Below are 25,604 nucleotides of genomic sequence, written 5' to 3' on the forward strand. Positions count from 1 at the left end.
ATCGCTCTGGGCGCGGGTCAGGCCAGCCCTGGCTCCAGGCTCTCCACCGGGATGAACGCGGCAAAGGGTAGGTACAGGGTGGCGAAAGCCTGGGGGGTCAGGCGCGGCCTGCACATGAGCGCCCGGACGGCATTCTCGGCCAGATGAGTTGCAACCCTTGCCGAAGCTGCCAGGCCCGCGTTCTCGGGCCGGCCAGGGCCGGCAGAGAATCAGGCTGGTCGCACTCGTGGTCAAGGTCGTCGACCTGCTCGGGCTCCACGTCGTCGTCCGTGAGCTCGATCTCCTCCTCAGCAACCTCGCGGACGATCGCGGCGGTGGTGAACGCTGCTCGAGCCGTCTCGGCCACGGCGAGGAAGAGCCGCTCCTGGAGGGCCACGTCGCGGCCTGGCAGCGCGCTATCGGCTGCCTTGATGGCAGCGGCGATGGCGCGCTCGCCGATGGCGTCATACGCCATCTCCCAGATTCGTAATGCACTTAACCAGTGGGCGTCGAGACGAGCTGCACGCGAGACGAAGCGCTCTGCCAGAGTGTAAGTCAGCTTTACGGAAGGCAGCGGCGGCGAGCCCGGCAGTGACTCCGGTGGTATGACTTCCGAGAACGGGCCATACGCCGCCTCGAAGAGCAACAGCGGGACTGCTTCGAATCCGGCGACTGCGAGCGCAGCCGGGATGATGAGCGCCTGACGAGCGTTATCAAGCCCACGAATCGAATCGGCGATGTGCCGCACCGCATCCTCGACGAAGGATTCCGGGTCGTCTCCGAAAACAAGGTCGATCTCATCCATGAGTTCTTCCACGCCCACGTGCCCAAAGCAGGCGAGCGAAGCTGCATAACGCTCGTCGACCCGGCTCCAGTCGTCGTCACGGAGGGCTAGAGAGCGATCAAGGAACGCCTGCAACTGGGTCCCGTAGGTGCCGAGGCCCTTCCCCGCCACTAGACTGTGATCTCCTCCCCACCGTCGACGCCGATGACATTGCCCGTCATCCAGTAGGTCCGCTCGTCCGCCAGCGCGGCGATGCAGCGGGCGACATCGACGGGCGTGGTGGCGCGGCCGCTGGGATTTGCCATGTTGACCCGCTCCAGCAGGTTGACGCCCTCCGGGATGCGCCGCAGGGCGGGCGTGTCGGTAACGCCGGCCCGGATGGCGTTGGCCGTGACGCCCATGGGCGCGAGTTCGAAGGCGAGTTGCCGTATGTGAGCTTCCAGGGCGGCCTTGGCGGCCGAGACTGCGCCGTAGCTCTTGATGACGCGCGTGGAGCCGGATGAAGTCATGGCGTAGATGCGGCTGCCCCGGCGCAGCAGGCCATGGGCGTAGAGGTCCTGGGCCCAGTAGATAAGGCTGTTGGCCATTACGTCCAGCGTCATCTCCATCTGACGTTGGGTCAGGGCCTCCTTGGGGTTGTCGGCAATTACGGGCTGCAGAGTGCCGAAGGCCAGCGAGTGCAGTACCACGCGCACGAAGGAGCCGGTCTCGGCCGCCTTCGCGGCCATTTTCTCGACCGCCTCCTGACGCTTGGCCGCGTCGGCCGCGTTCATGTTGAAGAAAACGGCTTGGCGGCCCTCGGCGCGAATAGCCTCCATGACCTTCTCGGCGTTTGGCAGCGTCGACCGGAGGTCCAGGTGGACGCCGAAGATGTCCATCCCCGACCGCGCCAGCTCGACGGCCGTTGCGCCGCCGAACCCGCTCGACGCGCCGAGGATCAGGGCCCAGTCGCTCAGCCTGCCGTTAGTCGTCATCTTCTTCGCCGTCCTCTTCTGCTGCGGCCTCGCCCTCCGGCGGCGGAGCCGCCGCCTGGGGCACCGGCCCCTCGAACACGCCCTCCGTCCGCAGGAGGGCCGCCACGAACTCCTTCACGTCTTCGTCCGCGCCCGCCATTTTCGCGCGCACAGCCTGGAAGAGCTTCGTCGTCTCTATCAGGCAGTAGCGCATGGTCTCCGCCGCCACGGCGAGCTCCTCCGCGTACTGCCGCGGCCTGCTTGCGGGCGGGACCTGGCGGTTCCCGTTGACTACGAGGAGGGCCCGCGCCGCTTCCTTCCGCTCCGCGATGTGGCTTTCGAGACGCTGGCGCAGGCGGTAGTGCGCCGCCATGCCGACCTCACCCGAGCTGCCCTCCGTCTCGACGATCACGTATTCGCCCTGGTAGGAGAACACGGCCGGGTCATCCGGACGGGAGAAGGAAGAGAGACCGAGGAGAGAGAGGGCGTCGCGCACCGGCAGGTCCAGGCCGTATTTGCCCTCCTGCCAGAGGATACGCCGGTAACGGTCCAGGGCGCGGTACGCGTTTCGGGCCTGCTCCAGCTCGATCTCGAGGTTCTCCAGCTTGCTCTCGGCCTGGTCCACGCGCTCCTGGGCCTCCTGGAGGCCGGGGACGTCGAAGCCTGAGACCCAGGCCGGCGCGGGGCCCTCCGCGGCGGCAAGGAGGAGGTTGCGCACGCCGGTGACGATCGACCCGGCGAGCGCGGTCCTGTCGGCCGAGCCGAGACGATGCGGCACCGCCGGCAGGAAGACGATGCGGCCGCCACCGACGGCGACATCGAGGCCGAGGGCAGCGCCACCGGGGCTGCGGGCGATGACGCGCGCCCCCTCGCCGAAGCCGGTCGCGCCTTCGGCGAAGATGGCGCGGTACTGGACCAGCTTGCGATGGCGCTCGACGAAGTCGGCGAAGGGATGTTCGTAGTCCGTGGGCACCGCCTCGATGCCGCCTGCCGGCTTGACGTAGTCGGGCCCGTAGCTGGCGCCGGCGGGCGCGGGCAGCCAGTAGTAGCGATGGCAGCCCGTGAAGTTCGCGACCCTCGGGTGCGGCACGTCCGGATAGGCGAAGCAGACGACCAGGCCGCCCCGGGCGAGGAGGCGTTCGGTCTCCGCGGCCCTGCGGCGCAGGAGGTCGGCGAGGCCGACTGTCGTCGCGGTCGTGGGGCCGTTCTCCACCGGCTCCTCGTTGTAGGTAGTGTGGCTGATGCCATCGCGGACGACGCCTTCGATCATCTCGGACACGGCGACGGCCGGGTCGACCACGATCGCGTCGTAGTCGAAAAACGAGAGGGCGTTTGCCCAGCCGTAGTTATCGACCTGCTGGTCGGGCAACGCGATGCCGAGCGAGAGGATCCTCACGCGCTCTCCCCCACGCTAGGCACGCCCCTCGCCGTCCGCACCGAGGTCAAGGCTGCGGAGAAAGCGGCGCAGTTCCGGCGCGATGTCCTCACGCATCAGGCCAACCGTGACATTCGCCGTGATCAGGGACAGAGGGCGACCGATGTCGATACGGTAGCCCTCGAACTCGTAGGAGTACATGCCCTCCTCGCGCGCGAGGATTTGCATGGCGTCGGTGATCTGCATCTCGCCGCCGTGGCCGCGCCCGGCGCGTTCGATCGCGTCGAAGACGGCAGGGGTGAAGAGGTAACGGCCGACTATCGCCAGGCGCCCCGGCGCGGTGCCGCGCGCCGGCTTCTCGACGAGCTGGCGCAGGCGCAGCACGCCCTCGGACACCGGCTCGCCGCTGACAATGCCGTACTGGTGCGTAAGCTCTTCCGGCACCTCCTCGACCGCCACGACGCTGCATCCGTACTTCTCGAAGCACTCGATGAGGCCGAGGGCGACGGGCTTCGGCCCGAGGATGACATCGTCCGGAAGGAACAGCACGAAGGGGTCGTCGCCAATCAGGTGTCGGGCGGTGAGCACCGCGTGGCCGATGCCACCCATTTCACCCTGGCGGACGTAGGCGAAATTGGCCTGGCTGGAGATGGCTCGCAAGCGCTGGGCGCCCTCGTAGTCGCCTTTCGACTCCAGTAGCTGCTCGACGTCGCGCGAGCGGTCGAAGTAGTCCTCGACGGCGCGCTTGCCGATCGCGGTGACGATGATGATGTCCTTGATGCCGGCCGCCACCGCCTCTTCGACGGAGTAGTGGATTACGGGCTTGTCGACGAGGGGCAGCATCTCCTTCGGCTGGGCCTTGGTGACAGGGAGAAGCCGCGTGCCGTACCCCGCGGCGAGTATCACTGCCTTGCGGACGTTAGCTTGCCCCATGCCGGCAGATGAAGGCAGAACACACCTCTACACAATGCGTAGTCGCGGGGCCAGCCCGATTCTAGCACGGGGTCCCGCGGAGACCTTCGCGGGCAGCGGAGGCGCGGTCAGCCCCAGATCCGCCTGAGCCGCTCGGCCTCAGCGCGGCCCTGGCGCAGGCCGCTCTCGGCCGCGCGCGGGTTCTGGCGGGAGTCCATGAGGTTCATGCCGAAGGCCTCGCGCGACTCGCTATCAGGGGTGATCAGCTCAACGGCTTTTGCGCCGGCTTCCCGGAGCGTGGCGATCTCGGCCTCGATGCGCTGGCGCGCAAGCAGGGCCCGCGGGTCGTCCGAACCTTCCCCGCCGCCAACGCTGATGATCAGCACGATCTCGGCGCCCGCGGCAAGGTCAGCGTTGCTCGCCGAGCGGATGCCGCCGTCGTAATAGCGCCTGCCGTCGATCGTGACCGGTGGGAAGATGCCGGGCACAGCGCAACTGGAGGCAACGGCCCGGACAAGCGGGACTCCCGAACTTCTGTCCCAGACGACAAAGCGTCCAGTGAGCGCATCGATAGCCGTGCAACGGAAGTCCTTCTCCGGCCAGGCGTCGGCGATGCCGCCCCGAAATCCAGCCACGAACGCCTCCTCGTCGCCGGTCTTCGCGGCGAGGGCGAAGGCGCCTACCTCTCGCAGCCTCTCCTCCAGCGGGCGGTCAGCCTGCCAGGCCCTTGCCATCACCTGCATCAGGCCCGAGAGGTCCGGAGCTGATGGCCGCTCACCCTCGCGGCCGGCCGGCCCGCCCTCGCGGTCGCGGCGGGCGAGCTGACCCGCGAGCATCTCGGCCGGAGCGCGTCCGAGCGCAAGCTGTGCGCCGACAACCGATCCCGCCGAGGTCCCGATGATCAGGTCTGCATCCCTGAGGTCGATCCCCCGCTCGGCCAGCCCGGCGGCGACGCCTGTCTCCCAGGCGATGCCCACCGGTCCGCCGCCACTCAGAACCAGCGCTCGCTTCGCCACTTTCAGCCTCCGGCCAGTACTGCGCCTACGATAGCGGACAGGTGCCCTTAACCCGAAGGCCCGGTGCCGCTCTCGCTTGACGGACAGAACACATGTGCTATCATCGTCGCCGTCCTATGGCGACCGAGTACCGCGAGGAGCCGTGCAAGACGGCGCTCAATCGCGTCCAGGGAATGCCATTCGCATGGTCCCTTAACCCCTACATGGGCTGCGCCCACCAGTGCACGTTTTGCTACGTCCGCGCCTTCGAGCGCCGCGCGGACCGGCCCTATGACGGCCGCTACGGCGCCTCGATCCGGGTCAAGGTCAACATCCCGCAGGTCCTGCGCGCGGAGGTGGCTCGGCGCTCCTGGAAGCGCGAGCCGGTGGCGATTGGCGCGGCGACAGACCCCTACCAGCCCGCGGAGGGCAAGTACAGGCTCACCCGTGGCTGCCTGGAGGTCCTGTGCTCCGTCCGCAATCCCTTCAGCATCGTCACCCGCGGGCCCATGATCGTGCGCGACATCGATGTGCTGCAGGAAGCCTCCCGCCGGGCCGACGTGCAGGTGAACTTCTCGGTGCCGACGCTCCACCTCGAGGTGTGGCGGCGCACCGAACCGGGGACGGCCCCTCCCCGCCAGCGGCTGCGCGCCCTGCGCGCGCTGATCGATGCCGGAGTGAAGGCCGGCGTAGGGATGGCGCCGATCCTGCCGGGGATAAGCGACAAGCCGGAGATGCTGCGCGAGGTCGTAATGGCGGCAAGGGACGCCGGCGCGGCTTTCCTGTGGGCGAACGTCCTCTATCTCAAGCCGGGCACGCGCGAGCACTTCCTCGAGAACCTGGCGCGCGACTGGCCGGAGATGCTGGACCGCTACCTGCGCCTCTACGCCCGCCCCTACGTCCCCAGGGAAGTCGCGGAGCCGATACAGGAGCGAGTCCGGCTCCTGCGCGGCGAGTACGACATCGCCGACCGGCGGCGGGAGCCCCTCGCGCCCGCGCCCGGCGCGGAGCAACTGGCGCTATTCGGCCTCTAGGATGGCCGTGGCGAGCGCTGAGCTTGCCGGCCACTGCGGAAGTGGCATGACCTCGCCGGCCGGCCGTGCCCGCGTCTAGCCGCGCCCGAAGCTGGAGATCTGCGTCTCCTTCTGGGTGATGAACTCCAGCAGCGCGGGGCGGCCCTCCTGCGTTGCCTGGATGCCGCGTTTTATCGAGGGCACGATCTGGTCGGGCGTAGTCACGCGCTCGCCGTAGCCGCCGAGGGCGCAGGCGAAGTCCGCGTAGTTGCCGCTGATGTCCGTCGAGCGGTACTTCTCGGTCGAGACCGGCATGACCGGTAGCTCGATGGCCATGGAGAAGTTGTTGAGCAGGATGGACAAGATCGGGATGCGCTCGCGCGCGGCCGTTTCGAAGTCCATGCCCGTCATGCCGATGGCGGCGTCGCCCCAGACGTTTATGCACAGCTTGTCGGGACGGGCGAGCTTCGCGCCCATGGCCAGCCCCAGGCCGTAGCCGAGTTGCGTGGTCTTGCCCCAGCCGATGTAGCTCAGCGGCGTCACGGAGGGCCAGAAGGGCGAGAGTTGGTCGCGCGGGCTGCCGGCGTCGTGCGTGATGATCGTGTTGCGGACGTCGACCGTCTGCATGAGGTCGCGGATCACCCGGTACGGCGAAAGCGGCACCTCCTCGGAGTTCAGCTTCGGCGACCAGGTCTGCAGCCACTCGTCGCGGCAGCGGTCGATTTCGGCTTTTATGGCCGCCGTCTTGCCGCGCGGGCGGCCCTTCAGGCGCTCCCGCAGTTCGGCGGTTAGCGCCTGCAGGGTCAGCCTGGCATCGCCGACGAGCGGGTACTTCGTGGGGATGTCCTTGTTCAAGTCCGTGGGGTCGACAGTGTTGTGGATGTAGGTCTTGTTGGGGGAAAACTGGATGCCGTAGCTCGTGCGGCTGAAGCTGCAGCCAATGCCGCAGATCAGGTCAGAGGCCTGGAGGAAGTCCCAGACCGGCTTCGGCAAGGAACGCCCGCCGGAGCCGAGGGACAACGGGTGGTCTTCGGGGAAGGCGCTCTTGCCCTCCAGGCTGGTCGTTACCGGCGCCTCGAGCAACTCCGCGAACTCGCGCAGCTCGTCCCAGGCCTCGGCGTAGTGGACCCCCTGGCCGGCGTAGATGACCGGTCGCTCGGCGTTCGCCAGCGCCTCGGCCGCGCGCGATATGTCGGCCGGGTCGGGGGCATAGCGGGTTGCGCGCACGGGTTCGTACTTGAGGCCGTCTTCGGTGCCGGGGACCTCCTCGCGCCAGACATCGGCTGGCACCTCGATGAGCGCGGGGCCCGGCCGGCCGTTGCGGACCTGGGTGAAGGCGCGGCGCATAGCCTCGACCACCGCGGCCGGCGTGAGTACCTGCTCCGACCACTTCGTGACGTTGCGGTAGTTCAAGGTGGAGTTGAAGTTCGGATACACATGCGTCAGGTGGCGTCCGTAGCCGGCGGGGATGAAGACCAGGGGCACGGACTCCGAGAAGGCCTGGGCGATGCCGCCGAAGGCGTTCTCTGCCCCCGGCCCGTTCTGACAGGCGAAGACGCCGACCTTCTTGCCCGAATTCAGGCGGCTGTAGGCGTCCGCCATGTGGATGCCGGTGCGCTCCTGCCGGACGATGATCGTGCGAATGTCGATCTGGGCGCAGGCCTCGATCAAGGCGTTCACCGGATAGGCAACGAGGAACTCTACGCCCTCGCGCTTCAAGACTTCGGCGATTACGTTCGCGACTCGCATTGCCACCTGCCTCGTTGTGCGGAAGACCTTACGCGGGGACTGGCCGCATTGTAGAGCACGCCAGCGCGACCGATTCCAGGGCGCCTCCCGGCCTTCAGGCGCCGCGCTGGTGAAGGTAAACTGACACGGGAGCCATGACGACACCCAACATCGACCTCGAGCACCTTCTCGCCTCGGCGCCTGACGGCATCCTCATCGCGGACGAGAAGGGCGAGATCGTGCTGACCAACGAACAGGTGTCGCGGATTTTCGGATACGAGCGAGAGGAGCTGATCGGCCGGCCGGTGGAGCTGCTGATGCCGGAAGCGCGGCGTGAGGCCCACGTGCTGCACCGCGAGCGTTACTTCGAAAAGCCCACCACCCGGCCAATGGGGCTGCACCTCGACCTCGTGGGCCGGCGTAAGGATGGCGAGGAGTTCCCCGTCGAGATCAGCCTGAGCCCGTTCGTCAGTGACGGCCGGCGCCTGGTGACGGCCGTGATCCGCGACGTCAGCGAACGTCGCCGCCTGGAGCGCGAGCGCGAGCGCCTGCGCACCGAGCTCGAGACGGAGCGCGAACGACACCGGATAGGCATGGACCTGCACGACGGGATCATGCAGGCCATCTACGCCGTGGGCCTTACGCTCGAGCTGGCCGCGGAGGACCTCGCCGCCAATCCGGAGGAAGCGCGGGCCAACATGGAACGGGCGATCGACCAGCTGCACGGCGTCGTCCGCGATATCCGCAGCTACATCTTCGACCTGCGCCCCCGCGAATACACCGGTGACCTGGGCCCCGCAGTCGCGAACCTGGCGGCCGAGTTCCGGCAGAACTCCCAGATCGAGACGCTCGTGGACGTCGGCGCCGACCTCGGCGGTGTCCCGGACGAAGTCGGTGTTGCCCTCTATCACGTGACGCATGAAGCCCTGAGCAACGTCCGCAGGCACGCCCGCGCCCGGTCAGTGCTGGTGGGACTGGAACGCAACGGCGGTACCCTGCGCCTCCGGGTCAGTGACGATGGCCGCGGCTTCGACCCCACCGCGGAGCGAGGCCAGACGCACCGTGGCCTGCGAAACATCGCCACCCGCGTCGCGGCCGCCGGCGGAACGCTGGAGGTCAAGAGCGCGCCCGGCGCGGGCACGACCATAATCGTCGAGGTACCGCTGCCCGAGAGTCCCGCCTGAGCCTGCGAAAGGGCCGTTTGGCCATGTACCTGGCCTCCGCCCTCAGGCACTCTACAACGCACGGCCCACTGCGTGGCCGCGGGGTGATCTCTTGGCCCGGAAAGCTCTCATCGTCTGCGCCAACCCCGTTGCCAGAGAGGCGATCCGTAAAGCCCTGGCCGGCCGGCTCAGCGTCGACCTCGCGGCCGAGGCCGACTCGCTGCGCGCGGGCCTGCACGAAGCGCGCGAGACCCAGCCCGAGTTCGCGATTGTCGCGCAGCGCCTGCAGGACGCCTCGGACATCATGGCGCTGCGAGACATCCGAGACGCCGCGCCGGCCGCGAAGGTCGTCGTGCTCACCTGGTACGCGGTCGAGCGCGACTGGCTGGCCGCCCTCCTGGCAGGAGCCTCCGCCTGTCTCCTCATGGAGGTGCGGATGCTGACCGCGTTGGCAGATGTGCTCGAGCGCGTCGCGGCAGGTGAGAACCTGATCGCGGAGGAGCGCGGCGAACACCTTGCCCGCGTCACGGCGGCGCTGGCATCGGACGCCTCCGACTTCGAGCGCGAACTACTGCGCCGCATCTGTCAGTTGGAGACGGACGCTCGCATCGCCGAGGTTACGGGCGTGCCCATCGCCGGCGTCAAGGCAGGAGTGGAGGCGCTGGCACGGCGCTTTCTGCCGCTGACGGCGTCTCGCTGACACCTTCACGCAATTTACGCCTGCTGACGCATCGGCATACCATCGGATCATGCCGGCCCGAGAAAGCACGGCGCGCGCGCCCACGGACCGGGCTCTCCAGCGTTACCGCGAAAAGCGCGATTTCACCAGGACGCCGGAACCGCCCCCCGGCAGCGCCGATGACGCAGCGAAGAACCTCGTGTTCGTCGTCCAGCAGCACGCCGCGACGCGCATGCACTGGGACTTCCGCCTCGAGGTCGATGGCGTCCTGAAGTCCTGGCCGCTGCCCAAGGGGCCTTCTCTCAACCCCAGGGACAGGCGCATGGCCGTAATGGTCGAAGACCATCCCTACGAGTACCGGAACTTCGAGGGCGTGATACCGCGGGGCGAGTACGGCGCCGGCCAGGTGATCATCTGGGACGAGGGCACCTACACGCCCGACGAAGGCGGCGTGTACTCCTGGGACAACAAAGAGGAAGGCAACCGTCGCATGCGCGAGGGCCTCGAGAAGGGGAAGCTGTCCTTTACCCTGCGCGGCCACAAGCTCAAGGGCTCCTTCACCCTCGTGAAGACCCGGTACGACAAGAACTCCTGGCTGCTAATCAAGCACCAGGACGAGTACGCGACCACCGGGGACATCCTCGAGGAGGACCGTTCGGTCCGCAGCGGCCTCAGGATCGAGGACTTGAAGGAAGGGCGGCTGCCCGGCGGCGGACGCGGCGCGGAGCCGCATCCGGCGGCGAAGAAGACGCCGTTCCCGGATAGCCGCAAGGAGCGGCCCATGATGGCCACGCTTGTCGACCGGGTCTTCGACCGGCCCGGCTGGCTTTGGGAGCCCAAGCTCGACGGCATCCGCGCCCTCGCCTTCATCCGCGACGGCAAGGTGGAGCTCCGCAGCCGCCGCGGGCTCGACTGCACGCGCCAGTACCCCGCCCTGGCAGCGGACCTGGCGCGCCAGCAGGGCCAGCCCCTCGTGCTCGATGGCGAAATCTGCGCCCTGGACGAGGCCGGCGTACCTCGCTTCCAGCTCCTGCAGCCGCGCATCAACCTGACCCGCGAGCACGACATCGCGCGCATGGAGGCGGAGCTACCGGTCGTCTACTTCGTCTTCGACATCCTGTACGCGGAAGGCTGGGACCTGCACGGCGTACCCCTGAGAGACCGGAAGGCGCTCTTGGGGCGCTACGTGGCGCAGGGCCCCCGCATCAAGCTTGTCAGCTACGTCGCCGACGACGGCCCCGCGATGGAGGCGGCCTCGCGCGAGTTGGGCTTCGAGGGGGTGGTCGGCAAGCGCGCGGACTCGCGCTACGAGCCGGGCGTGCGCAGCAAGTCGTGGGTCAAGGTCAAGAGCGTGAATGAGCAGGAGTTCGTGGTCGGCGGTTACACGCCGGGCGAAGGCTCACGCAGCAAGTCCTTCGGGTCGATAGCCGTTGGCTACTGGGACGACGGCAAGCTCATTCATGTCGCCAACGTCGGCAGCGGCTTCACGGACGCCACGCTGGCCTCGACGCTCAAGCAGCTGCGAGATCTGGAGACCGATGAGAAGCCCTTCGCGAACAGAGTCGAGGGCAAGGTCGTCTGGGTGCGGCCGGAATTGGTCGCCCAGGTGAAGTTTCAGGAGTGGACGGCTGACAACCACCTGCGCGCGCCCGTCTTCCTGGGCCTGAGGCCGGACGTTGACCCGCGCCAGGTGCGCAAAGAGGCGCCAGCGCCGGCAGCGGCGGCCATCGAGGTCGTCGAGGAGCCTGCAGGCAGGAGCGAAGACGGCCTGGAGGAGGAAGTACGAGGCGTCCTGGCCCAAATCGACGCCGCGGCAAAGCGCGACGTTGTGGTCGAAGTCCAGGGCGAGCGCGTGAAGCTGACGAACCTCGACAAGGAGTTCTGGCCGGCTTACCGCGGCTCGGCGGCGACCGGCACGGAGGGGATAGAGCACCCGCCGCTCACCAAGGGTGACATGATCCGGTACTACGTGAAGGTCGCCCCCTGGCTGCTACGCCACCTCAAGGACCGGCCGCTGACTCTCACCCGCTACCCTAACGGCATTACCGGCTCGCTCTTCTACCAGAAGCACTACTCGCAGCCGATCCCGCCCTTCGTGGAGACCGTCGACATCTGGTCGGAGCACAACCAGGAGAACGGCACCTACCTGATGTGCAACAACCTGCCCACGCTCATCTGGCTGGCGCAGATCGCGGACCTCGAGATCCACGCCTGGATGTCACGCATCGACCCGGAGCCGGACGCCCACGGCCGGAAGCTGGCAGCGCGAGGGTCGAAGCAGGAAGCGCGGGAGTCCATCCTCAACTTCCCGGACTACATGGTCTTCGACCTCGACCCCTACATATACTCGGGGGCCGAAAAGAAGGGCGCCGAACCAGAGTTCAACCGCCGCGCCTGGGAGAAGACCGTCTCCGTGGCGCTGGACTTGAAAGCGCTCCTGGACCAGTTGAAGCTGTCGTCCTTCGTCAAGACGACGGGGAAGACCGGGCTGCACGTCTACGTCCCCATCCGCCGAGACTTCACCTACGATGAGGTGCGCGAGTTCACCCGGACGCTAGGCGTCTACCTGGTGCAGCAGCGTCCGGCTGACATCACGATGGAGTGGGACACCACGAAGCGCAGAGGCAAGGTCTTCTACGACTACAACCAGAACACGTTCGGGAAGCAACTGGCGGCCCAGTACTCGCTGCGGCCAACGCCCTGGGCCGGCGTTTCGATGCCGGTGCTCTGGTCCGAGCTGCCGAAGGCGGACCCGCTCGCGTTTCGGATCGACTCCGTGCCGGACAGGCTCGCAAGGTCCGGCGACCCCTGGCGGGATATCCTCGATTTCAAGAACGACGTGTCGAGGCTGCTCGCGGGCTAGCCTTCGTCTCGGCTGTCGGCTCTCGGCCATCGGCCGGAGACTCGATGCGCTTTCATACGCTCAAGCCTTCGCGGGAGCATCTCTCTGCTCTCTGCCTTTTGCTCTGTGCTCTCCGCCCTCCGCCCTCTGCCCTCTGCACTCTGCACTCTGTACCCTTTGATCCGTGGAGCCCCTGTTCTTTGCATCCCCGGAGGAGTTCCGCGCCTGGCTTGGCGCCAACCACGAGACGGCGCAGGAGCTTTGGGTGGGCTTTCACAAGCGCGGGACGGGCCGGCCAAGCCTCACGTGGCCGCAGTCGGTCGATCAGGCGCTGTGCTTCGGCTGGATCGACGGCATTCGCAAGAGCCTCGGGCCGGAAGCGTACGTCATACGCTTCACGCCAAGGCGGCCGGACAGCTTCTGGAGCAACATCAACCTCAAGAAGGTGGAGGCCTTGATCGAACAGGGACTGATGCACCCTGCGGGCCTTCGCGCGTTTGAGGCGCGCAAGGAGGCGCGCTCCGGCGCCTACTCGTTCGAAAACCGCCACATTCAGCTCGCGCCCGCGTTCGAGGCCGAGTTCAGGGCGAACGAGGAGGCCTGGCGCTGGTTCGAGTCCCAGGCTCCCTGGTACCGCCGCACCGCCGCCTTCTGGGTGATGAGCGCCAGGCGCGAGGAGACGCGCCGCAGGCGGCTCGTGACCCTGATCCGCGACTCGGAAGCGGGACGGACAGTGGGTCCCCTCACCCGCCCCGGGGCGGGGCAATAGAGTCCCGGCGACCGCCACTGTTACGTCCCAGTTAGGCTGCCAGGGCTGCGCCGGAGCCGGCCTGGACCGGCTTTCGCTTACAATGGGAAGCCAACGGTCTGCAGGGCGGCGAGGTTCGCGCCCGCGGGCCGGGAGGTGGGACATGCCAAGGCCACTATGGAAGGGCGCGATCAGCTTCGGGATGGTCACCATCCCCGTCAAGCTTTACTCCGCTACCGACGAAAAGGACGTCCGCTTCAACCAGCTTCACAGGACGGACCACTCTCGCATCCGCCAGAAGATCTTCTGCGCCGAAGAGGACATCGAGTTGGACCGGGACGACATCGTCAAGGGCTACCAGATCGCCCCCGGACAGTACGTTGTCCTCGAGGACGAGGACTTCGACAAGGTGCCCGTGAGCACCACTCGCACCATCGAGATCGCGCAGTTCGTGGACCTGAGCGAAATCGACCCCATCTACTACCAGAAGACCTACTATCTCGAGCCGGACGAGGTCGGGATGAAGCCGTTCGCGCTCCTGATGGCGGCCTTGAACGAGAGCAAGCGCGTCGCCATCGCCAAGATCTCGATGCGGCAGAAGGAGCATCTCTGCACGCTGCGCGTCTACGAGAACACGATCGCCCTCGAGACCATGTTCTACGCGGACGAGGTGCGCTCCACGGCGGACCTCACCGTGCCGGGCGAGGACGTGCAGGTGAGCGAGCGCGAACTGCAGATGGCCCGCTCCCTGATCGACATGCTCACAGAGGAACTGGACCTCACCCAGTTCCGGGACAACTACCGCGAGGCGCTGCTGGAGGTCATAAGGGCCAAGGCCCAGGGCCAGACGATCGAGGCGCCGCAGCCTGCCGTCGCCAAAGTCACGGACCTCATGGAAGCGCTGCGGGCAAGTGTCGAGGCAGCGAAGGCGCGCCGCCAGGCTTCAGCGCCAGAGAAGGCGGAGGCTCCACGCCAGGCGGAAGAGGAAGACGAGCTCTCGACGCGGAGGAAGGCCAAGCGGAAGGCGAGCTAGGCAGCGCGGGATAGCCGCGCCCTCCTAGCGGCCGACGCAGTAGTTACGAGTGGTGCCGACGACCCGGTCGCAGTAGAGCTTCCGGATCGCGGGCTGCTTGTCCTCCGGCGCCAGTTCCAGGATGCGGGCCAGGAGTTCGTTGTCGTTGTAGGTCTTGGTGCGCAAGGCCTTTACCGTGTTGCTGAAGGCCTCCGGGCCTACCGTTTCGAAGATGGCATTTAGAAGGAGCAGGCCGCCAGCCTGCTCCAAGACCCACTGGCCAGTCGTGTAGTACCCGTAGTTGTAGACATCCAACCAGACTGCCCTGGCTGGCGCTGTCCGGGCGACGCCGCGTATGAAGCTGGACAGATCGCCTGTAAGGTATTCATGGGTGACGTACGCCAGGCCCTCTTCGAACCAGATAGGGAAGAGGCCGTAGACGGTCGCATGGGTGAGTTCGTGCACCAACACGCCAGGCGTCACTGAGCCCGGGGCGACCAGGAGAAACTCATTCTTGAACGAGGCGCCCTCGTAATAGTCCTCTATCTCGGGGGTTACCTCGATGTAGAGGAAGGCGTACGGATACTTGCCGACCATTCCCTCCACCCGCGGCAGGTTCGCGACCGCGATGTCCAGCGCCTTGCGCCCGAGGGCGGGATCCTTGGCCGCGGCTATGACCATGACCTCGCCTGACTCGGGAAGCAGGGCGGCATCGAACAGACGGTGCCGGAGCGTCGAGGCGGCGGACGCCCCGACGAGAGGCGCCTTCTGCGTAGTGAGGGAGCGTTCGTAAGCCTGCACCACACCACGGAGGCCTTTCGCCTCATAGTCGTCCAGGCCATCGAGGTACCAGGCCTGCTCGGTCGCGAACTGGAACAGGTCGCTTACCGACCTCTGCTCGCCCTGCGCCCGGGCCGCCTGCTCGCACTTCAGCAGCCAGGAAAGCAGGTCGAGCTTTTCCGGCGTCAGTTCCTGGTACCAGGGTTGGGCGCGGACCAGGTCGGCGAGGGGCTGGGACATGCGCGGGACGAACTGGGCCTCCGCCTGCTTCAGCAGGCCCTGCGAGACAGGGGTTGGCGCCGCGGTGGGCCGAGGCTCGACGGCAGCGGCTGAGCCCGTCTTCGAGTCAGCGCCCGTCCCAACGTAGAGGAACGCGCCCGCCGCCACCGCTGCCACCACGAGCGCGCCCAGGGCGTACATCCACCACGAGGACGCCCCGCCGGCGGCCGCGGCCGGTGCGGGCTGCGGTTCCGGCGGCAGCGCGTCCGGGTCTTCGCGGATTATCCGAATCATCTGCTCTCATAATCGGTAGCGATAGGCTCGGCTGTAGATTTTTTGGCCTGCCCGGGGCGCGACTCGATGGGATTGTCATAGGCCTCGGAGCCGGACATTGGCCTGCGGGCGAAGCAGTGCTTGCAGGCCCGCCAACCCCGTGGTATATACTGAACCATATGGTTCAGTATAGCTCCAGCCGCTTCGATTCGTCATTCGGCGCCCTCTCCGACGCAACGCGGCGTGGCGTCCTGGAGCTGCTTGCGCGGACGGACGCCTCGATCACGGACCTTGCCAGGAAGTTCCACATGACCCTTACGGGCATGAAGAAGCATGTCCGCGTCCTGGAACAGGCGGGGCTCGTCACCACAGAGAAAGTCGGCCGCGTGCGCACCTGCAAGCTCGGGCCGCGCCAACTCGAAGAGGAGGCGGCATGGATCGAACGGTATCGGCAGCTCTGGGCTGCACGCTTCGACGAACTGGATAAGGTCGTTGAGGAGCTGAAACGGCGGGAAGAAGGTTGATGGTCACAACGAGAGAAGGGAGCCAACCTATGAAAGACCAGACGACGACAGAGCGGGAGTCCGAGCGCGCCCTGGTGGTCACGCGAACATTCAATGGCTCTGCACGCATCCTGTTCGAAGCGTGGACGCAGCCTGAGATGTTCAAGCGTTGGTGGGTGCCGAAGTCAAGCGGCCTGACGCTGCTTACCTGCGAGATGGATGTCCGTGTTTGGGGGCGGGTACCGGCTGGTTTTCGCCGGGGACCCGGAACCCATCGCGTTCTTCGGCAGATACCTCGAGGTGACCCCGCACTCGCGCCTCTCCTGGACCAATGATGAGACCCCGGATGGCGCCATCACCACCGTGACCTTCGAAGAAAGAGGCGGCGAGACACGGGTCGTCGTGCACGACCTCTATTCCTCGAAGGAAGCACTCGACGCCGCCATCTCCTCCGGAAGTACGGGTGGGTTCAGCGAGGCGTTCGAGCAACTCGACGAGCTTCTTGTCACCCTGGGCGCGAGCGCGCGGCCGCTGGACTCCTAGTTCGTACGCGCCAACGCCGGACCGCGCTCCGCGGGTGATCGCGCGCTGGAGTCGTCGTCCAGAGTCAGCCCGCCGCTGCGAGCCAGTCCGTTAGGCAGGAATTGATAGACGCGTATACGGTCTTTTAACTTGCCTCCCTCTTAGATGCTTATGTAACCTCTTCGCGATATGAGAGATGGTCCTGCAATCAACGACATGGGTAGCGGTGGTATGAGCCGGCGCGCCTTCATCGGCGCCGCGGCGGCCGCCGGTGTCGGGGCTCTGCTTGGAGCAAGGGGGTTTGGGGCGCCGTCCGCGTCCGCGAGCACCAGCGCCGAAGGGCCGCGCCACCTGGTCTGGGTCTGGCAGTTCTCCGTCGACGGCGCGCCGAACGTGGTCGGGGCGAAGCTGCGGGAGCATAACCTGGGCATTCTCCTGAAGACGCACGACGGCGTCGAGTGGATGTCCGAGTACGACAAGTCACCCTACGCGGTCAGCGGCCCCCGGCAGATCGAAACTCTCGTCCGCTACTACGAGGACGCGGGTGTGCCGTTCCACGCCTGGTGCGTGGTGAAAGGCATCGACCCGATTCGTGAGGCGCGCATGGCGGCGGACGTGTTCGCGGCCGGCGCCCGCAGCCTCTTCCTCGACCTCGAGCCGCATGACGGGTTCTGGCGCGGCACGCCCGCGGACGCGATGACCTTCGGCAACGAACTGCGGCGCCTGCAGCCGAACGGCTGGGTCGTGACGTCGATCGACCCGCGGCCCTGGGTGCTGGCCCGCGTGCCGCTGATGGAGTTCGCGTCCTTCAGCCAGTTGCTGGCGCCGCAGCAGTACTGGCGCACCTTCAACACGCAGCCGAACTACGACCGCTTCGCCCAGGCAGGCATGCCGGTGCCCCCGGGCGGCATCACGCCGGAGTTCCTTAACGACGTCAGCAAGACGGTGCTGGCGCCCTTCGGCAAGGACCTCGTACCGGTGGGCCAGGGCGCCACGCCGGACGTCGGGGAGTGGCACCGGTTCATCGAGCACGCCTTCGCTCAGGGCGTGCGCGTCGTGTCTTCCTGGCGCTACGGGGTCTCCGAGCCGTCCGTCTTCACCCTGCTGCGTGACAAGCCGGCCAGACTCCCGCCCGCTCCGCCACCGGGCGAGGCGCCGGTAAGCGCCTTCGAGGTCTACATCGTCCAGCCGGGCGACACGCTGGGGCGGATTGCAGCGATGTTCGGGACAACTGTCGACGCTATCGTGCAGGCGAACAACCTGAGCGACCCCAACCTGATCTGGCCGGGACAGCAGCTCATCATTCCCGTGCCGGGTGGTGGCGGCAGCGGGCCGTTGGTCTCGGCGCCCTCGCCCGCGGCGCCGACGCCCACGACCTACACCGTGCAGCCTGGCGATACGCTCTCCGGGATCGCGGCTCGCTTCGGTACGACAGTGAGCCATCTCGCGAGGATCAACGGCCTCGCCAACCCCAACCTGATCTCCGTGGGCCAGGTCCTCCGCCTGGTTTGAGGCGTCCTGCAGGGCCTCAGGTATGATGCCGAGGGCGTCGACGCCGCCCTCGGAGGCACCAACGGCATGGCTGAAGATGTATCGTTGCCGCTCACGGACCTGCTGCGGCCGCCACTGGACCTCGCCTTGCGGTCCTGGGCGGCGATGGTGCGGGCCGATAACGAGCAGGTCGAGGGCCTGCCGGCCCGGCCGCGCCCCGAGGACTTCTACGCACCGGTCGCCGAACAGTTCCGGGCTGACCCGCGCCGCGCGGACGACATGGTCCTGGATTTCCTTCGTTCGCTCGCCCAGCCGGACGAGACCTGGCTCGACCTGGGGGCCGGCGGTGGCCGTTACTCCCTCGCCCTTGCACTGAGCTCGCGGCGCGTCTACGCGGTCGAGCCCTCCGAGGGGATGCGGGCGGTCCTGACCTCGGCGATGGCAGAGCACGGCGTGGCAAACATCGATGTCTTCGACGAGCGCTGGCCCGGGCCAAGCGCTTGCCCCACCGCAGACCTCGGGCTAATCAGCCACGTCGGCTACGACATCGCCGACATCGGGCCCTTCCTGGACCAGTTCGAGGCGCAAGTGTCGCGCCTGTGCGTCGCTGTCCTCTTCGAAAGGGCCCCGGTGCAGGACTTCGCGCCACTGTGGAAGCCAGTACACGGCGAGGAACGAGCCCTATTGCCCGGCCTCCGGGAGCTGATTGCCCTCCTGTTTGCCCGCGGCCGGGTTGCGGAGGTAACGCTCTTCCCCAGCAGGCGGCCGGTGTTCGAGAGCCTGGAAGCGCTCCATCGCGCGGCCCGCAGGCCTACCTGGGTGCTGGAAGGCACGCCTGAGGACCAGAGGCTGGCGCGGGCTGTGGAGGCAATCGCGGTCAGGGTTGAGGGGGGCTACGCGCTCTCGCCGGAGCCGCGCACGCTCGGTGTCGTGCGCTGGAAGCCTGCGGCCTAGGCCGCGATTTCAGCCACCTCGTCCTCGAAGACCAGCCGGTCGCCGACGCGCGTGTCGGACCTGGCGACGGCGTCCGTGGGCAACTCGAGCGCGTAGTAGGCGCGCAGCGGCGCGGCGACGAACTTGAAGGGCTTCACGCCTTTCCTGACCTTCAGCACCTTCCCCTGCCGGTCCATGAAGATGATGTCGATGGGGAAGCGCATGAAAAGCGTGTGGAGGGACGAACAACTCTTGAAGAGGAGGCCCTGGCCGTCCTCCAGACACTCGCGGCCAAGCAGGCCTTTGACCCGCCGGACCGCCGTGTCCGCAACCTGGATCGCCTCTCCGAGAGTGGTGTCCCGGGTAAGATTGCGGACGATCACTTGCCCTTCACCAGCGTCTCGTACAGCACCAAAGCCGCGGGCCCGAGAATGACTATGAACAGCGTCGGGAAGATGCAGAGCACCAGCGGGAAGATCATCTTCACAGGCGCCTTGTAGGCCTGCGCCTCCGCTCTCTGGCGGCGCCTGACCCGCATCTGGTCCGCCTGCACGCGCAGCACGGTCGCGATACTGGTACCCATCGTTTCGGCCTGGATGACGGCGTTTATGAAGATGGTGAGGTCGGGGATGCCAATCCGTTCCGCCATCTCCTTCAGCGCCTCCCGGCGGAGCTTGCCGAGCGAGACCTCGCGCAGCATGACGCCGAGCTCCTCGGCGAAGGGGCCTTCGACCTTCTCGGCGACCTTCGCAAGGGCGGCATCGAGGCCGAGGCCAGCCTCCACGCACGTCGTCACCAGGTCAAAGGCGTCCGGCAGGCTCTTGACGATTTCGTGCTGGCGGTGGCGCACCCTGTTGCCGAGCCACATGCGGGGCAGGAAGTAACCCATCGCGGCGCAGCCCAGGAAGACCAGCGTCCCCTGGCCGCCAAAGCCTCCCATCGAGATGGCCAGCATCGCCCCCATGAACAGCATCACGCCTTCGACCAGGACCACGGCGAAGAGGAAGCCGCTGGTGGAAACGGGCTGGCCCGCCTGGACCAGCTCTCGCTCCAGGGCGCGCAAGATGGCGCTGGGCAGCATGCTGCCCAGCTTCCGGCCGAGCGCCTCGCCCAGGGGGCCGAAGATGCGCACGGTTATGGACTCGCGCTGATTGACGGGGCCGAAGTTCGGGGCGTACGTCTCGCCGCGGATCGCTGACATCCTGGCCTCGATTGCGCTGGGTTCCCTCCAGGAGAGACCCAGCACAAGCAGCGCGATGGCCCCGAAGACGAAAAGGAGAGCGATGATCAACAGCATCCGCTACACCTCGATCTGCAGGATCTTCCGGATGATCACGACGCCGGTGAGCTCCAGGCAGCCCGCGCCCACGAGCATGATGTTGCCTTCAATGGTGTTGAACAGCGGCGTCATGTAGTCCGGGCTCAGTACGGAGAAGCCCAGGGCCATGACGAAGGGCAGTCCGCCGATGATGAAGCCGGTGAGCATCTGCTGGGCTGTAAGTGTCGCGATCTCGCCACGGATGCGGATCCGCTCGCGCATTGTGTGACTGACGTTGTCGAGGATCTCGGCCAGATTACCGCCGGTGGACTGCTGGATGAGCATCGCCGTGATGACGATATCGAAGTCCTTGCTCCCGCTGCGCTTTGCGAGCGCGCTCAGGGCGGCTTCGTTCGAAGACCCGACGTTGATGTCGTGCAGCGTGCGGCGGAACTCCGTGGCGATGGGGTGCTCCATCTGGCGGGCGGCCAGCTCGAGGCTCTGGATGAGCCCGAAGCCCGCCTTCAGCGAGTTGGATATGAGGCTCAGCGCCTCTATTAGTTGGTAGTCGAGCTTCTTCAGCCTGCGCCCCTTGGCGTATGACACATACAGGGAAGGCGCCATGAATGCGGCTGTTGCCACTCCGGCCATAGCAAGCATGCCAATAGGGCCGCGGCCGAGGATGAAGAGCGGCGCCATGGCGCCGAAGAGCGCCAACATCAGGCGAAGCGCCAGGTACTCCGAGACCGTGAGCTTCAAGTCCGCCTTTTCGAGGTCGTCAGCGACCTTCGAGGTCCAGGCCTTGCCCTGGAGGAGAGAGGCGAGGATGGGCGTGCGGCCAACCTTCGTCGGGCGCAAGGCCTCATAGTCGACGGCTGTCGCCTGCCCGCCGCCGCTTCCGCCTTCACCCAGGATGGCCCCCAGGCGGCGCTCGATGTTGCCGCGCGGATGCGCGGTGGCCTGGTAGATGCCCAGCAGTCCGAAGACCACTGCGCCCATCACGGCTAATGCGGCTCCAAGGGCTACGATGTCCATCAGGCTGCCATCCCGGAGAAGAGATTCGGAGCAAGGCTGACGCCGAGGCTCTCGAAGCGCTCCGCGAACTTGGGCCGGATGCCAGTGGAGCGGAAGTGGCCCTTAACGCGGCCTTCGCTGTCGATGCCTGTCTGCTCGAACTTGAAGATGTCCTGCATGGTGATCACCTGACCCTCCATGCCGTCCACTTCGCTGACTGCCGTCACCTTGCGACTGCCGTCCGAGAGGCGGGCGATCTGGATGATCACGTGGATCGCGGAGGCAATCTGTTCGCGGATAGCGCGCGAAGGCAGGTCCAGGCCGGCCATGAGGATCATGTTCTCGATACGGGCGAGCGCGTCACGGGGGCTGTTGGCGTGGACGGTGCTGATGGAACCCTCGTGACCGGTGTTCATGGCCTGCATCATGTCAAAGGCTTCGGGACCGCGGACCTCACCGACGACGATGCGGTCAGGGCGCATACGCAGCGAGTTGCGCAGGAGGTCCCTCTGGCTGACTTCGCCGCGGCCTTCCAGGCTTGCCGGCCGCGCCTCCAGGGTCACGACATGCGCCTGCTGCAGTCGCAGCTCCGTCGGGTCCTCGATCGTCACGATCCGCTCGGTGTCGGGGATGAAGCCGGAGAGGGCGTTCAACAGCGTCGTCTTACCGGAGCCGGTACCGCCGGAGACGATGATGTTCAGCTTTGCCTGTACGGCAGCGCGCAGGAAGTCGGCCAACTCGCGTGTCATCGTCCCCACGCTGATCAGGTCGTCGATGTTCATCTTGTCCTGGCGGAACTTTCGGATGGTGACAGTCGGCGACTTCGGTGCGACCGGCGGGATGATGATGTTGACACGGGAGCCATCCGGCAGCCTCGCGTCGACCATGGGCGACGATTCGTCGACCCGGCGGCCCAGCGGGGCCAGGATGCGCTCGATGATGCGCATGATGTGCGCGGCGTCGCGGAAGCGGACGGGGCTGAGGTAGAGGCGGCCCTCTTTCTCGAAATACACCGTGTCCGGCGCGTTGATCATCACTTCGGAGATGGACGCGTCGTCCAGCAGCGGCGTGATCGGCCCGTAGCCCAGTATCTCGTCACAGACAGCGGCGATCAGTTCGTCACGCGAGAAGCCGACGACGCCCGGCATCTCCGAGGAGATGATGGCGCGGGCAGCGCCTTCGACGATCTCCCTTGCGCGGCCCTGCTCCGCGTCCAGCTTCGTCGGGTCCAGGTCTTCGATGAGGCGCTGGTGAAGCCGGAACTTCAGCTCATTGAACGCCTCACTCGATTGCAGGAGGGGATTGCGGGCGGCCCCGCGGTTTGGCGGGGGCGCGAACATCGATCGTCTCTGGCCAAATCCTTCGTTCACGCGTTCCTCCCGGAGTCTCGTCTCTATCTGCCGAGCACTCGATCAAGGAAGCCTTTGCGCTCGCGCCTCATGCCGGCCAGGCTATAAGCCATGTCGGTAATGGCGCGTGACGCGCGCGCGTAGGGCTTTGCCAGCACGATGGGCTGCCCGAGTTGGTTGCTGTTGCTGACGGCCACATCGTGCGGGATGCGCCAGTACACCTCGTACTCGAGCACTCGTTCGACGTCCTCAGGCCGCAGGCTGTTCGAGGAGGTGGAGTGGTTGATCACCAGCTTCACCTTGTCCTCCGAAACCGACGCTGCTCGAAGCATTTCCAGCGCCAGCGCGGTGTCCTTGATGCTGGCAATGTCCATGCTGGTGACGAGGAGGATGATGTTCGCACACTCGAGGGCGGTGGCCACGAGCTCGTTGAAGGCGCCCGGCGTGTCGACAACCACGTAGTCGTGGGTCTGCGCTAGCAGGTCAACGATCTTCGTGATGTGCTGCCGGCTCAGAGCGCCCCACTCGGTCGGGTGGAGGGGGGCCGGGAGGATCTCGACGCCGCTCGAGTGGCGCACGAGATAGTCGCCGATGTTCTCGCGGTTGACGCTCTCGATGTTGCGTCCGACGTCCGCGATGGAGAACTCGACCACCACGTCCATCATGATTGCCACGTCGCCGAAGCGAGTGTCCATGTCCACGATGGCGACGGAGCTGTTGCTGTGCCGGCAGAGGGCGCTGGCCAGGTTGGTGGAGATGGTGGTCTTGCCGATTCCGCCCTTGGCGCCGAAGACCGTCAGGACGGTACCCCGCGCCGCCGTGGAGGCGGCGTCACCGAGCAGGCGCGTACGCCGCCGCTCCTCTTGCTCCAGGACGGCGTAGATGGCGCGCGCCAGCTCCTCCGGCCGCGGCGGCTTCACGAGATAGTCGCGCGCACCCGAGACCATCGCCCGGCGGACGGAGCCCGCGTCCGAAAGGCTGGAGTAAACGATGATCGGCGTCTCCGGGAGGGCGTCCGCGAGCGAGTTCATGGTCTGGACGGCCCGGGCGACCGGCTCCTCCATCGCCAGGACGATGACGTCCGGGTTCTTGTCCCTGGCCATGCTGACGGCGTCGATCCCGTACCCGGCTTCACCCGAGACGGTGAAGTGGCTCATCAGCAGGGCGCGGTTCGTGTCCGCGCGGCTATTGACATCCGGGTCTACGACGACTACTTCAAGGTTCTTCGGCAAGGGCTGCCTCCTACGTCTCTTGCCTCGGCCTTATCGGATGAAGGGGTTCGGCAGGTTTCTTGGAAACAGGTCGCTTTCGATCATCGGGTCGATAGGCCTGATCTCCGTATCGTTGTAAGGCCGGACGGAGAGCCGAATATAGCCGTTCTTCTCCGCCAGATAGAGCTTCTGGGCATCCTCCGGGCTCAGGGCCAGGGTGACAGTTATCGCCTCGGGGTTGGGATTCGCCTCGCTGTTTCGGGGGCGATGTCCCGTCGTAGCTTCATTGGAAGCGACGGTATCGACTACCGTGGTCGAGACGGCGAGGACCTCGACGTCCTGAAAGAGTGTGTGGATGAAGTAGGCGCTTGCCTTCTCGCGCGATGATGGGTCACGCGGGTCGCTCTGGAAGTCGATGTCGTACACCACGAGGATGTCGACGTAATCGCCCGGCAGGATAAGCCCCCCGGCGGAGGTAACCTCATCCACCGTAATGGCGATGGCGCGCTTGCCCGGCGGGATGGCGTACGAGAGGGACTTGCTCACAGTGGAACCGGTGCCGGTGAGGGGCACAAGCTTGGTCGAGAGCACCTGCTCGTTGGCGGCAATCGGAAAACGGGTGACCTGGCCAATCACGGCAGCGGTGTCACTGAACGCGGTCGCGCTGACGTCGGCGGCGTTCACGAGCTTCACCTCGACCATCGAGGCGGTGATCTTGGTGCGGGCGGCGATGTCCGACTTGGCGACAACGACAGGCACCTGGTCGCCGGAGCCGCCGCCGGAGCCGGTGTTCCGGGAGAAGGCTACGTAGACGAGGATCGCGCCGATGAGGCCAAGGACGACGGCCATGAGGATGAATCGACGGTTTGTCTGTCCGGGGCTCATAGCTGCGGCGGGTCTGCTCATACCTAACCTCGCGTACTGATGGACTTAGTGGGGATTGCCCTTATGGATAATCGGCAGGCGGCGAATCGGGATTATGCCTGGGATGGCCCAGCGGCCAGAAAAGCGCCATCGATAGGGCCTCCGCAGTGTGGTGTCGCCGCCGCCTCCGCCTGGGCGGGCCCCAAGCGAAGGCGGCGCCGGATGGCCGGCGCCGCCTCATCCAACTCTGACTGAGACCGCTTAGAAAGCCGCGATGATGTCGTCGAAGACGCCGTCGATGCCGCCCGCGAGGGCCGTCAGGGACGCGACCAGGACGATGCTGACGAGAGCGATAATCAGGGCGTACTCGACCAGGGTCTGGCCCTCTTCGCGCTCGGTCCAGCTGGTCAGGCGGGCGATGAGCTCGTTAAGAAACTGCACTTGAGATGTCCTCCTAATTGTTTGCCTTGCGGCTAGAGACTTGGATCGAACTTCGGCATCCGTTCCTTAACTCGGTGTCGCCCCCGGGAGACGCGTTCCATCGCCTCTCGTGTCCCGGCAAGCTGTTCGGTCTTCGTCGGATCCTCTAGGCACTACCTCCATCCCCAGTCAGGCTGCCAGCGACCTGGGAGCCGCCGCGCGCTTCTGTGTTGATATTCGGCAGTTCCCTGATCTCCTGAAGGGACTCTCCTGATTTTTTCGTAGAGCGCCGAAATGCCCGGAAGGGGGCCCGAATGTCAGAGTTGGAGCCGGAGGGTGGCGACTGGTCTAGGCTGCCCGGATCTCGCTTCGCTCCAGGACGCGCGAGTCGTTTGCCTGGAGGCGCAGGAGGCGCAGCTTCATGCGCCGGTGAAATTCCGGGGAAGGGCGCACGTCGCGGCCGAGTGGCCGGATACAGGCAATGATCGTGTCGTTCGCCTTGCTGTTGGAGGAGAGAAGAGTGAGTTTTGCGCGCATGCCGTTCCCGGGTACTCCTGTACTAGCTTTGGTCACCTCTAGATTCG

24 protein-coding genes and 1 pseudogene are annotated in these 25,604 nt (G+C 66.5%); 10 read left to right on the plus strand and 15 right to left on the minus strand.

The genetic code is table 11. The annotated features are described in order from the left end of the window. Positions 1-97: 97 nt before the first annotated feature. The 5 genes from VNN10_05340 to VNN10_05360 all read right to left on the minus strand — a co-directional run bounded on the left by VNN10_05340 (position 98) and on the right by VNN10_05360 (position 5,019). The gene (locus tag VNN10_05340; GenBank protein HXH21432.1) at positions 98-934 is read right to left on the minus strand and encodes a hypothetical protein; all 837 of its coding nucleotides are present in this window, start codon (positions 932-934) and stop codon (positions 98-100) included. After that, positions 934-1,737 carry an SDR family oxidoreductase gene (locus tag VNN10_05345; protein ID HXH21433.1) on the minus strand — a complete coding sequence of 268 codons (804 nt, stop codon included), beginning with the start codon at positions 1,735-1,737 and terminating at the stop codon, positions 934-936. Before VNN10_05345 ends, VNN10_05340 begins: the two co-directional genes overlap by 1 nt. Then, positions 1,727-3,112: a hypothetical protein gene (locus VNN10_05350; GenBank protein HXH21434.1), complete on the minus strand. Its 1,386-nt coding sequence runs from the start codon at positions 3,110-3,112 to the stop codon at positions 1,727-1,729. The genes VNN10_05345 and VNN10_05350 overlap by 11 nt, the downstream gene beginning before the upstream one ends. Before the next feature lie 15 nt (positions 3,113-3,127). Then, complete coding sequence (locus VNN10_05355; protein ID HXH21435.1) at positions 3,128-4,024, minus strand: UTP--glucose-1-phosphate uridylyltransferase; 897 nt, start codon at positions 4,022-4,024, stop codon at positions 3,128-3,130. A gap of 107 nt (positions 4,025-4,131) precedes the next feature. Next, positions 4,132-5,019 (minus strand): patatin-like phospholipase family protein, encoded by an 888-nt coding sequence (locus VNN10_05360; GenBank protein HXH21436.1) that lies wholly within the window; start codon positions 5,017-5,019, stop codon positions 4,132-4,134. Between the two features lie 116 nt (positions 5,020-5,135). Between VNN10_05360 and VNN10_05365 the strand changes: the two genes are divergently transcribed. Next, positions 5,136-6,032 (plus strand): radical SAM protein, encoded by an 897-nt coding sequence (locus VNN10_05365; protein ID HXH21437.1) that lies wholly within the window; start codon positions 5,136-5,138, stop codon positions 6,030-6,032. A 75-nt stretch (positions 6,033-6,107) separates the two neighbouring features. On the opposite strand, the gene VNN10_05370 is transcribed toward VNN10_05365, so the two are convergent. Next, entirely contained in the window at positions 6,108-7,760 is a 1,653-nt protein-coding gene (locus tag VNN10_05370) for a thiamine pyrophosphate-requiring protein (protein HXH21438.1), read from the minus strand. Positions 7,761-7,894: 134 nt separating this feature from the next. Between VNN10_05370 and VNN10_05375 the strand changes: the two genes are divergently transcribed. From VNN10_05375 to VNN10_05395, 5 genes are all read left to right on the plus strand, one after another. Continuing rightward, entirely contained in the window at positions 7,895-8,923 is a 1,029-nt protein-coding gene (locus tag VNN10_05375) for a PAS domain-containing sensor histidine kinase (GenBank protein HXH21439.1), read from the plus strand. A 91-nt stretch (positions 8,924-9,014) separates the two neighbouring features. After that, entirely contained in the window at positions 9,015-9,602 is a 588-nt protein-coding gene (locus VNN10_05380) for a hypothetical protein (GenBank protein HXH21440.1), read from the plus strand. 49 nt (positions 9,603-9,651) lie between these two features. Further along, on the plus strand, positions 9,652-12,444 hold the full coding sequence (gene ligD / locus VNN10_05385; GenBank protein HXH21441.1) for a non-homologous end-joining DNA ligase: 2,793 nt from the start codon (positions 9,652-9,654) through the stop codon (positions 12,442-12,444). A gap of 163 nt (positions 12,445-12,607) precedes the next feature. After that, positions 12,608-13,192: a YdeI/OmpD-associated family protein gene (locus tag VNN10_05390; protein HXH21442.1), complete on the plus strand. Its 585-nt coding sequence runs from the start codon at positions 12,608-12,610 to the stop codon at positions 13,190-13,192. Between the two features lie 142 nt (positions 13,193-13,334). After that, positions 13,335-14,204: a Ku protein gene (locus tag VNN10_05395; GenBank protein HXH21443.1), complete on the plus strand. Its 870-nt coding sequence runs from the start codon at positions 13,335-13,337 to the stop codon at positions 14,202-14,204. A gap of 24 nt (positions 14,205-14,228) precedes the next feature. Here the strand turns inward: VNN10_05395 and VNN10_05400 are convergent, their stop codons facing one another. Continuing rightward, positions 14,229-15,476 (minus strand): hypothetical protein, encoded by a 1,248-nt coding sequence (locus VNN10_05400; protein HXH21444.1) that lies wholly within the window; start codon positions 15,474-15,476, stop codon positions 14,229-14,231. A 158-nt stretch (positions 15,477-15,634) separates the two neighbouring features. On the opposite strand from VNN10_05400, the gene VNN10_05405 reads away from it, so the two are divergent. The 4 genes and pseudogenes from VNN10_05405 to VNN10_05420 all read left to right on the plus strand — a co-directional run bounded on the left by VNN10_05405 (position 15,635) and on the right by VNN10_05420 (position 18,925). Then, a complete protein-coding gene (locus VNN10_05405) occupies positions 15,635-15,979 on the plus strand; it encodes a metalloregulator ArsR/SmtB family transcription factor (protein HXH21445.1) in 345 nt (114 codons plus the stop codon). 29 nt (positions 15,980-16,008) lie between these two features. Beyond that, positions 16,009-16,501: pseudogene (locus tag VNN10_05410) on the plus strand (SRPBCC family protein). 168 nt (positions 16,502-16,669) lie between these two features. Then, complete coding sequence (locus VNN10_05415) at positions 16,670-17,992, plus strand: LysM domain-containing protein (GenBank protein ID HXH21446.1); 1,323 nt, start codon at positions 16,670-16,672, stop codon at positions 17,990-17,992. Positions 17,993-18,058: 66 nt separating this feature from the next. Then, the gene (locus tag VNN10_05420) at positions 18,059-18,925 is read left to right on the plus strand and encodes a hypothetical protein (GenBank protein HXH21447.1); all 867 of its coding nucleotides are present in this window, start codon (positions 18,059-18,061) and stop codon (positions 18,923-18,925) included. Here the strand turns inward: VNN10_05420 and VNN10_05425 are convergent. From VNN10_05425 to VNN10_05460, 8 genes are all read right to left on the minus strand, one after another. Further along, entirely contained in the window at positions 18,922-19,287 is a 366-nt protein-coding gene (locus tag VNN10_05425; protein ID HXH21448.1) for a DUF192 domain-containing protein, read from the minus strand. The genes VNN10_05420 and VNN10_05425 overlap by 4 nt on opposite strands. Then, a complete protein-coding gene (locus VNN10_05430) occupies positions 19,284-20,201 on the minus strand; it encodes a type II secretion system F family protein (protein ID HXH21449.1) in 918 nt (305 codons plus the stop codon). The genes VNN10_05425 and VNN10_05430 overlap by 4 nt, the downstream gene beginning before the upstream one ends. A gap of 3 nt (positions 20,202-20,204) precedes the next feature. Then, on the minus strand, positions 20,205-21,197 hold the full coding sequence (locus tag VNN10_05435) for a type II secretion system F family protein (GenBank protein HXH21450.1): 993 nt from the start codon (positions 21,195-21,197) through the stop codon (positions 20,205-20,207). After that, a complete protein-coding gene (locus VNN10_05440; protein ID HXH21451.1) occupies positions 21,197-22,546 on the minus strand; it encodes a CpaF family protein in 1,350 nt (449 codons plus the stop codon). Before VNN10_05440 ends, VNN10_05435 begins: the two co-directional genes overlap by 1 nt. A gap of 23 nt (positions 22,547-22,569) precedes the next feature. Beyond that, positions 22,570-23,757, minus strand: coding sequence for an AAA family ATPase (locus tag VNN10_05445; GenBank protein HXH21452.1), 1,188 nt, complete (start codon positions 23,755-23,757; stop codon positions 22,570-22,572). Positions 23,758-23,787: 30 nt separating this feature from the next. Then, a complete protein-coding gene (cpaB, locus tag VNN10_05450) occupies positions 23,788-24,585 on the minus strand; it encodes a Flp pilus assembly protein CpaB (GenBank protein ID HXH21453.1) in 798 nt (265 codons plus the stop codon). Positions 24,586-24,861: 276 nt separating this feature from the next. Then, positions 24,862-25,041 (minus strand): Flp family type IVb pilin, encoded by a 180-nt coding sequence (locus VNN10_05455; protein HXH21454.1) that lies wholly within the window; start codon positions 25,039-25,041, stop codon positions 24,862-24,864. Between the two features lie 327 nt (positions 25,042-25,368). Continuing rightward, positions 25,369-25,557 carry a hypothetical protein gene (locus VNN10_05460; protein ID HXH21455.1) on the minus strand — a complete coding sequence of 63 codons (189 nt, stop codon included), beginning with the start codon at positions 25,555-25,557 and terminating at the stop codon, positions 25,369-25,371. Positions 25,558-25,604: the final 47 nt, after the last annotated feature.

The organism is Dehalococcoidia bacterium, assembly GCA_035574915.1.
Classification (GTDB): domain Bacteria; phylum Chloroflexota; class Dehalococcoidia; order DSTF01; family WHTK01; genus DATLYJ01.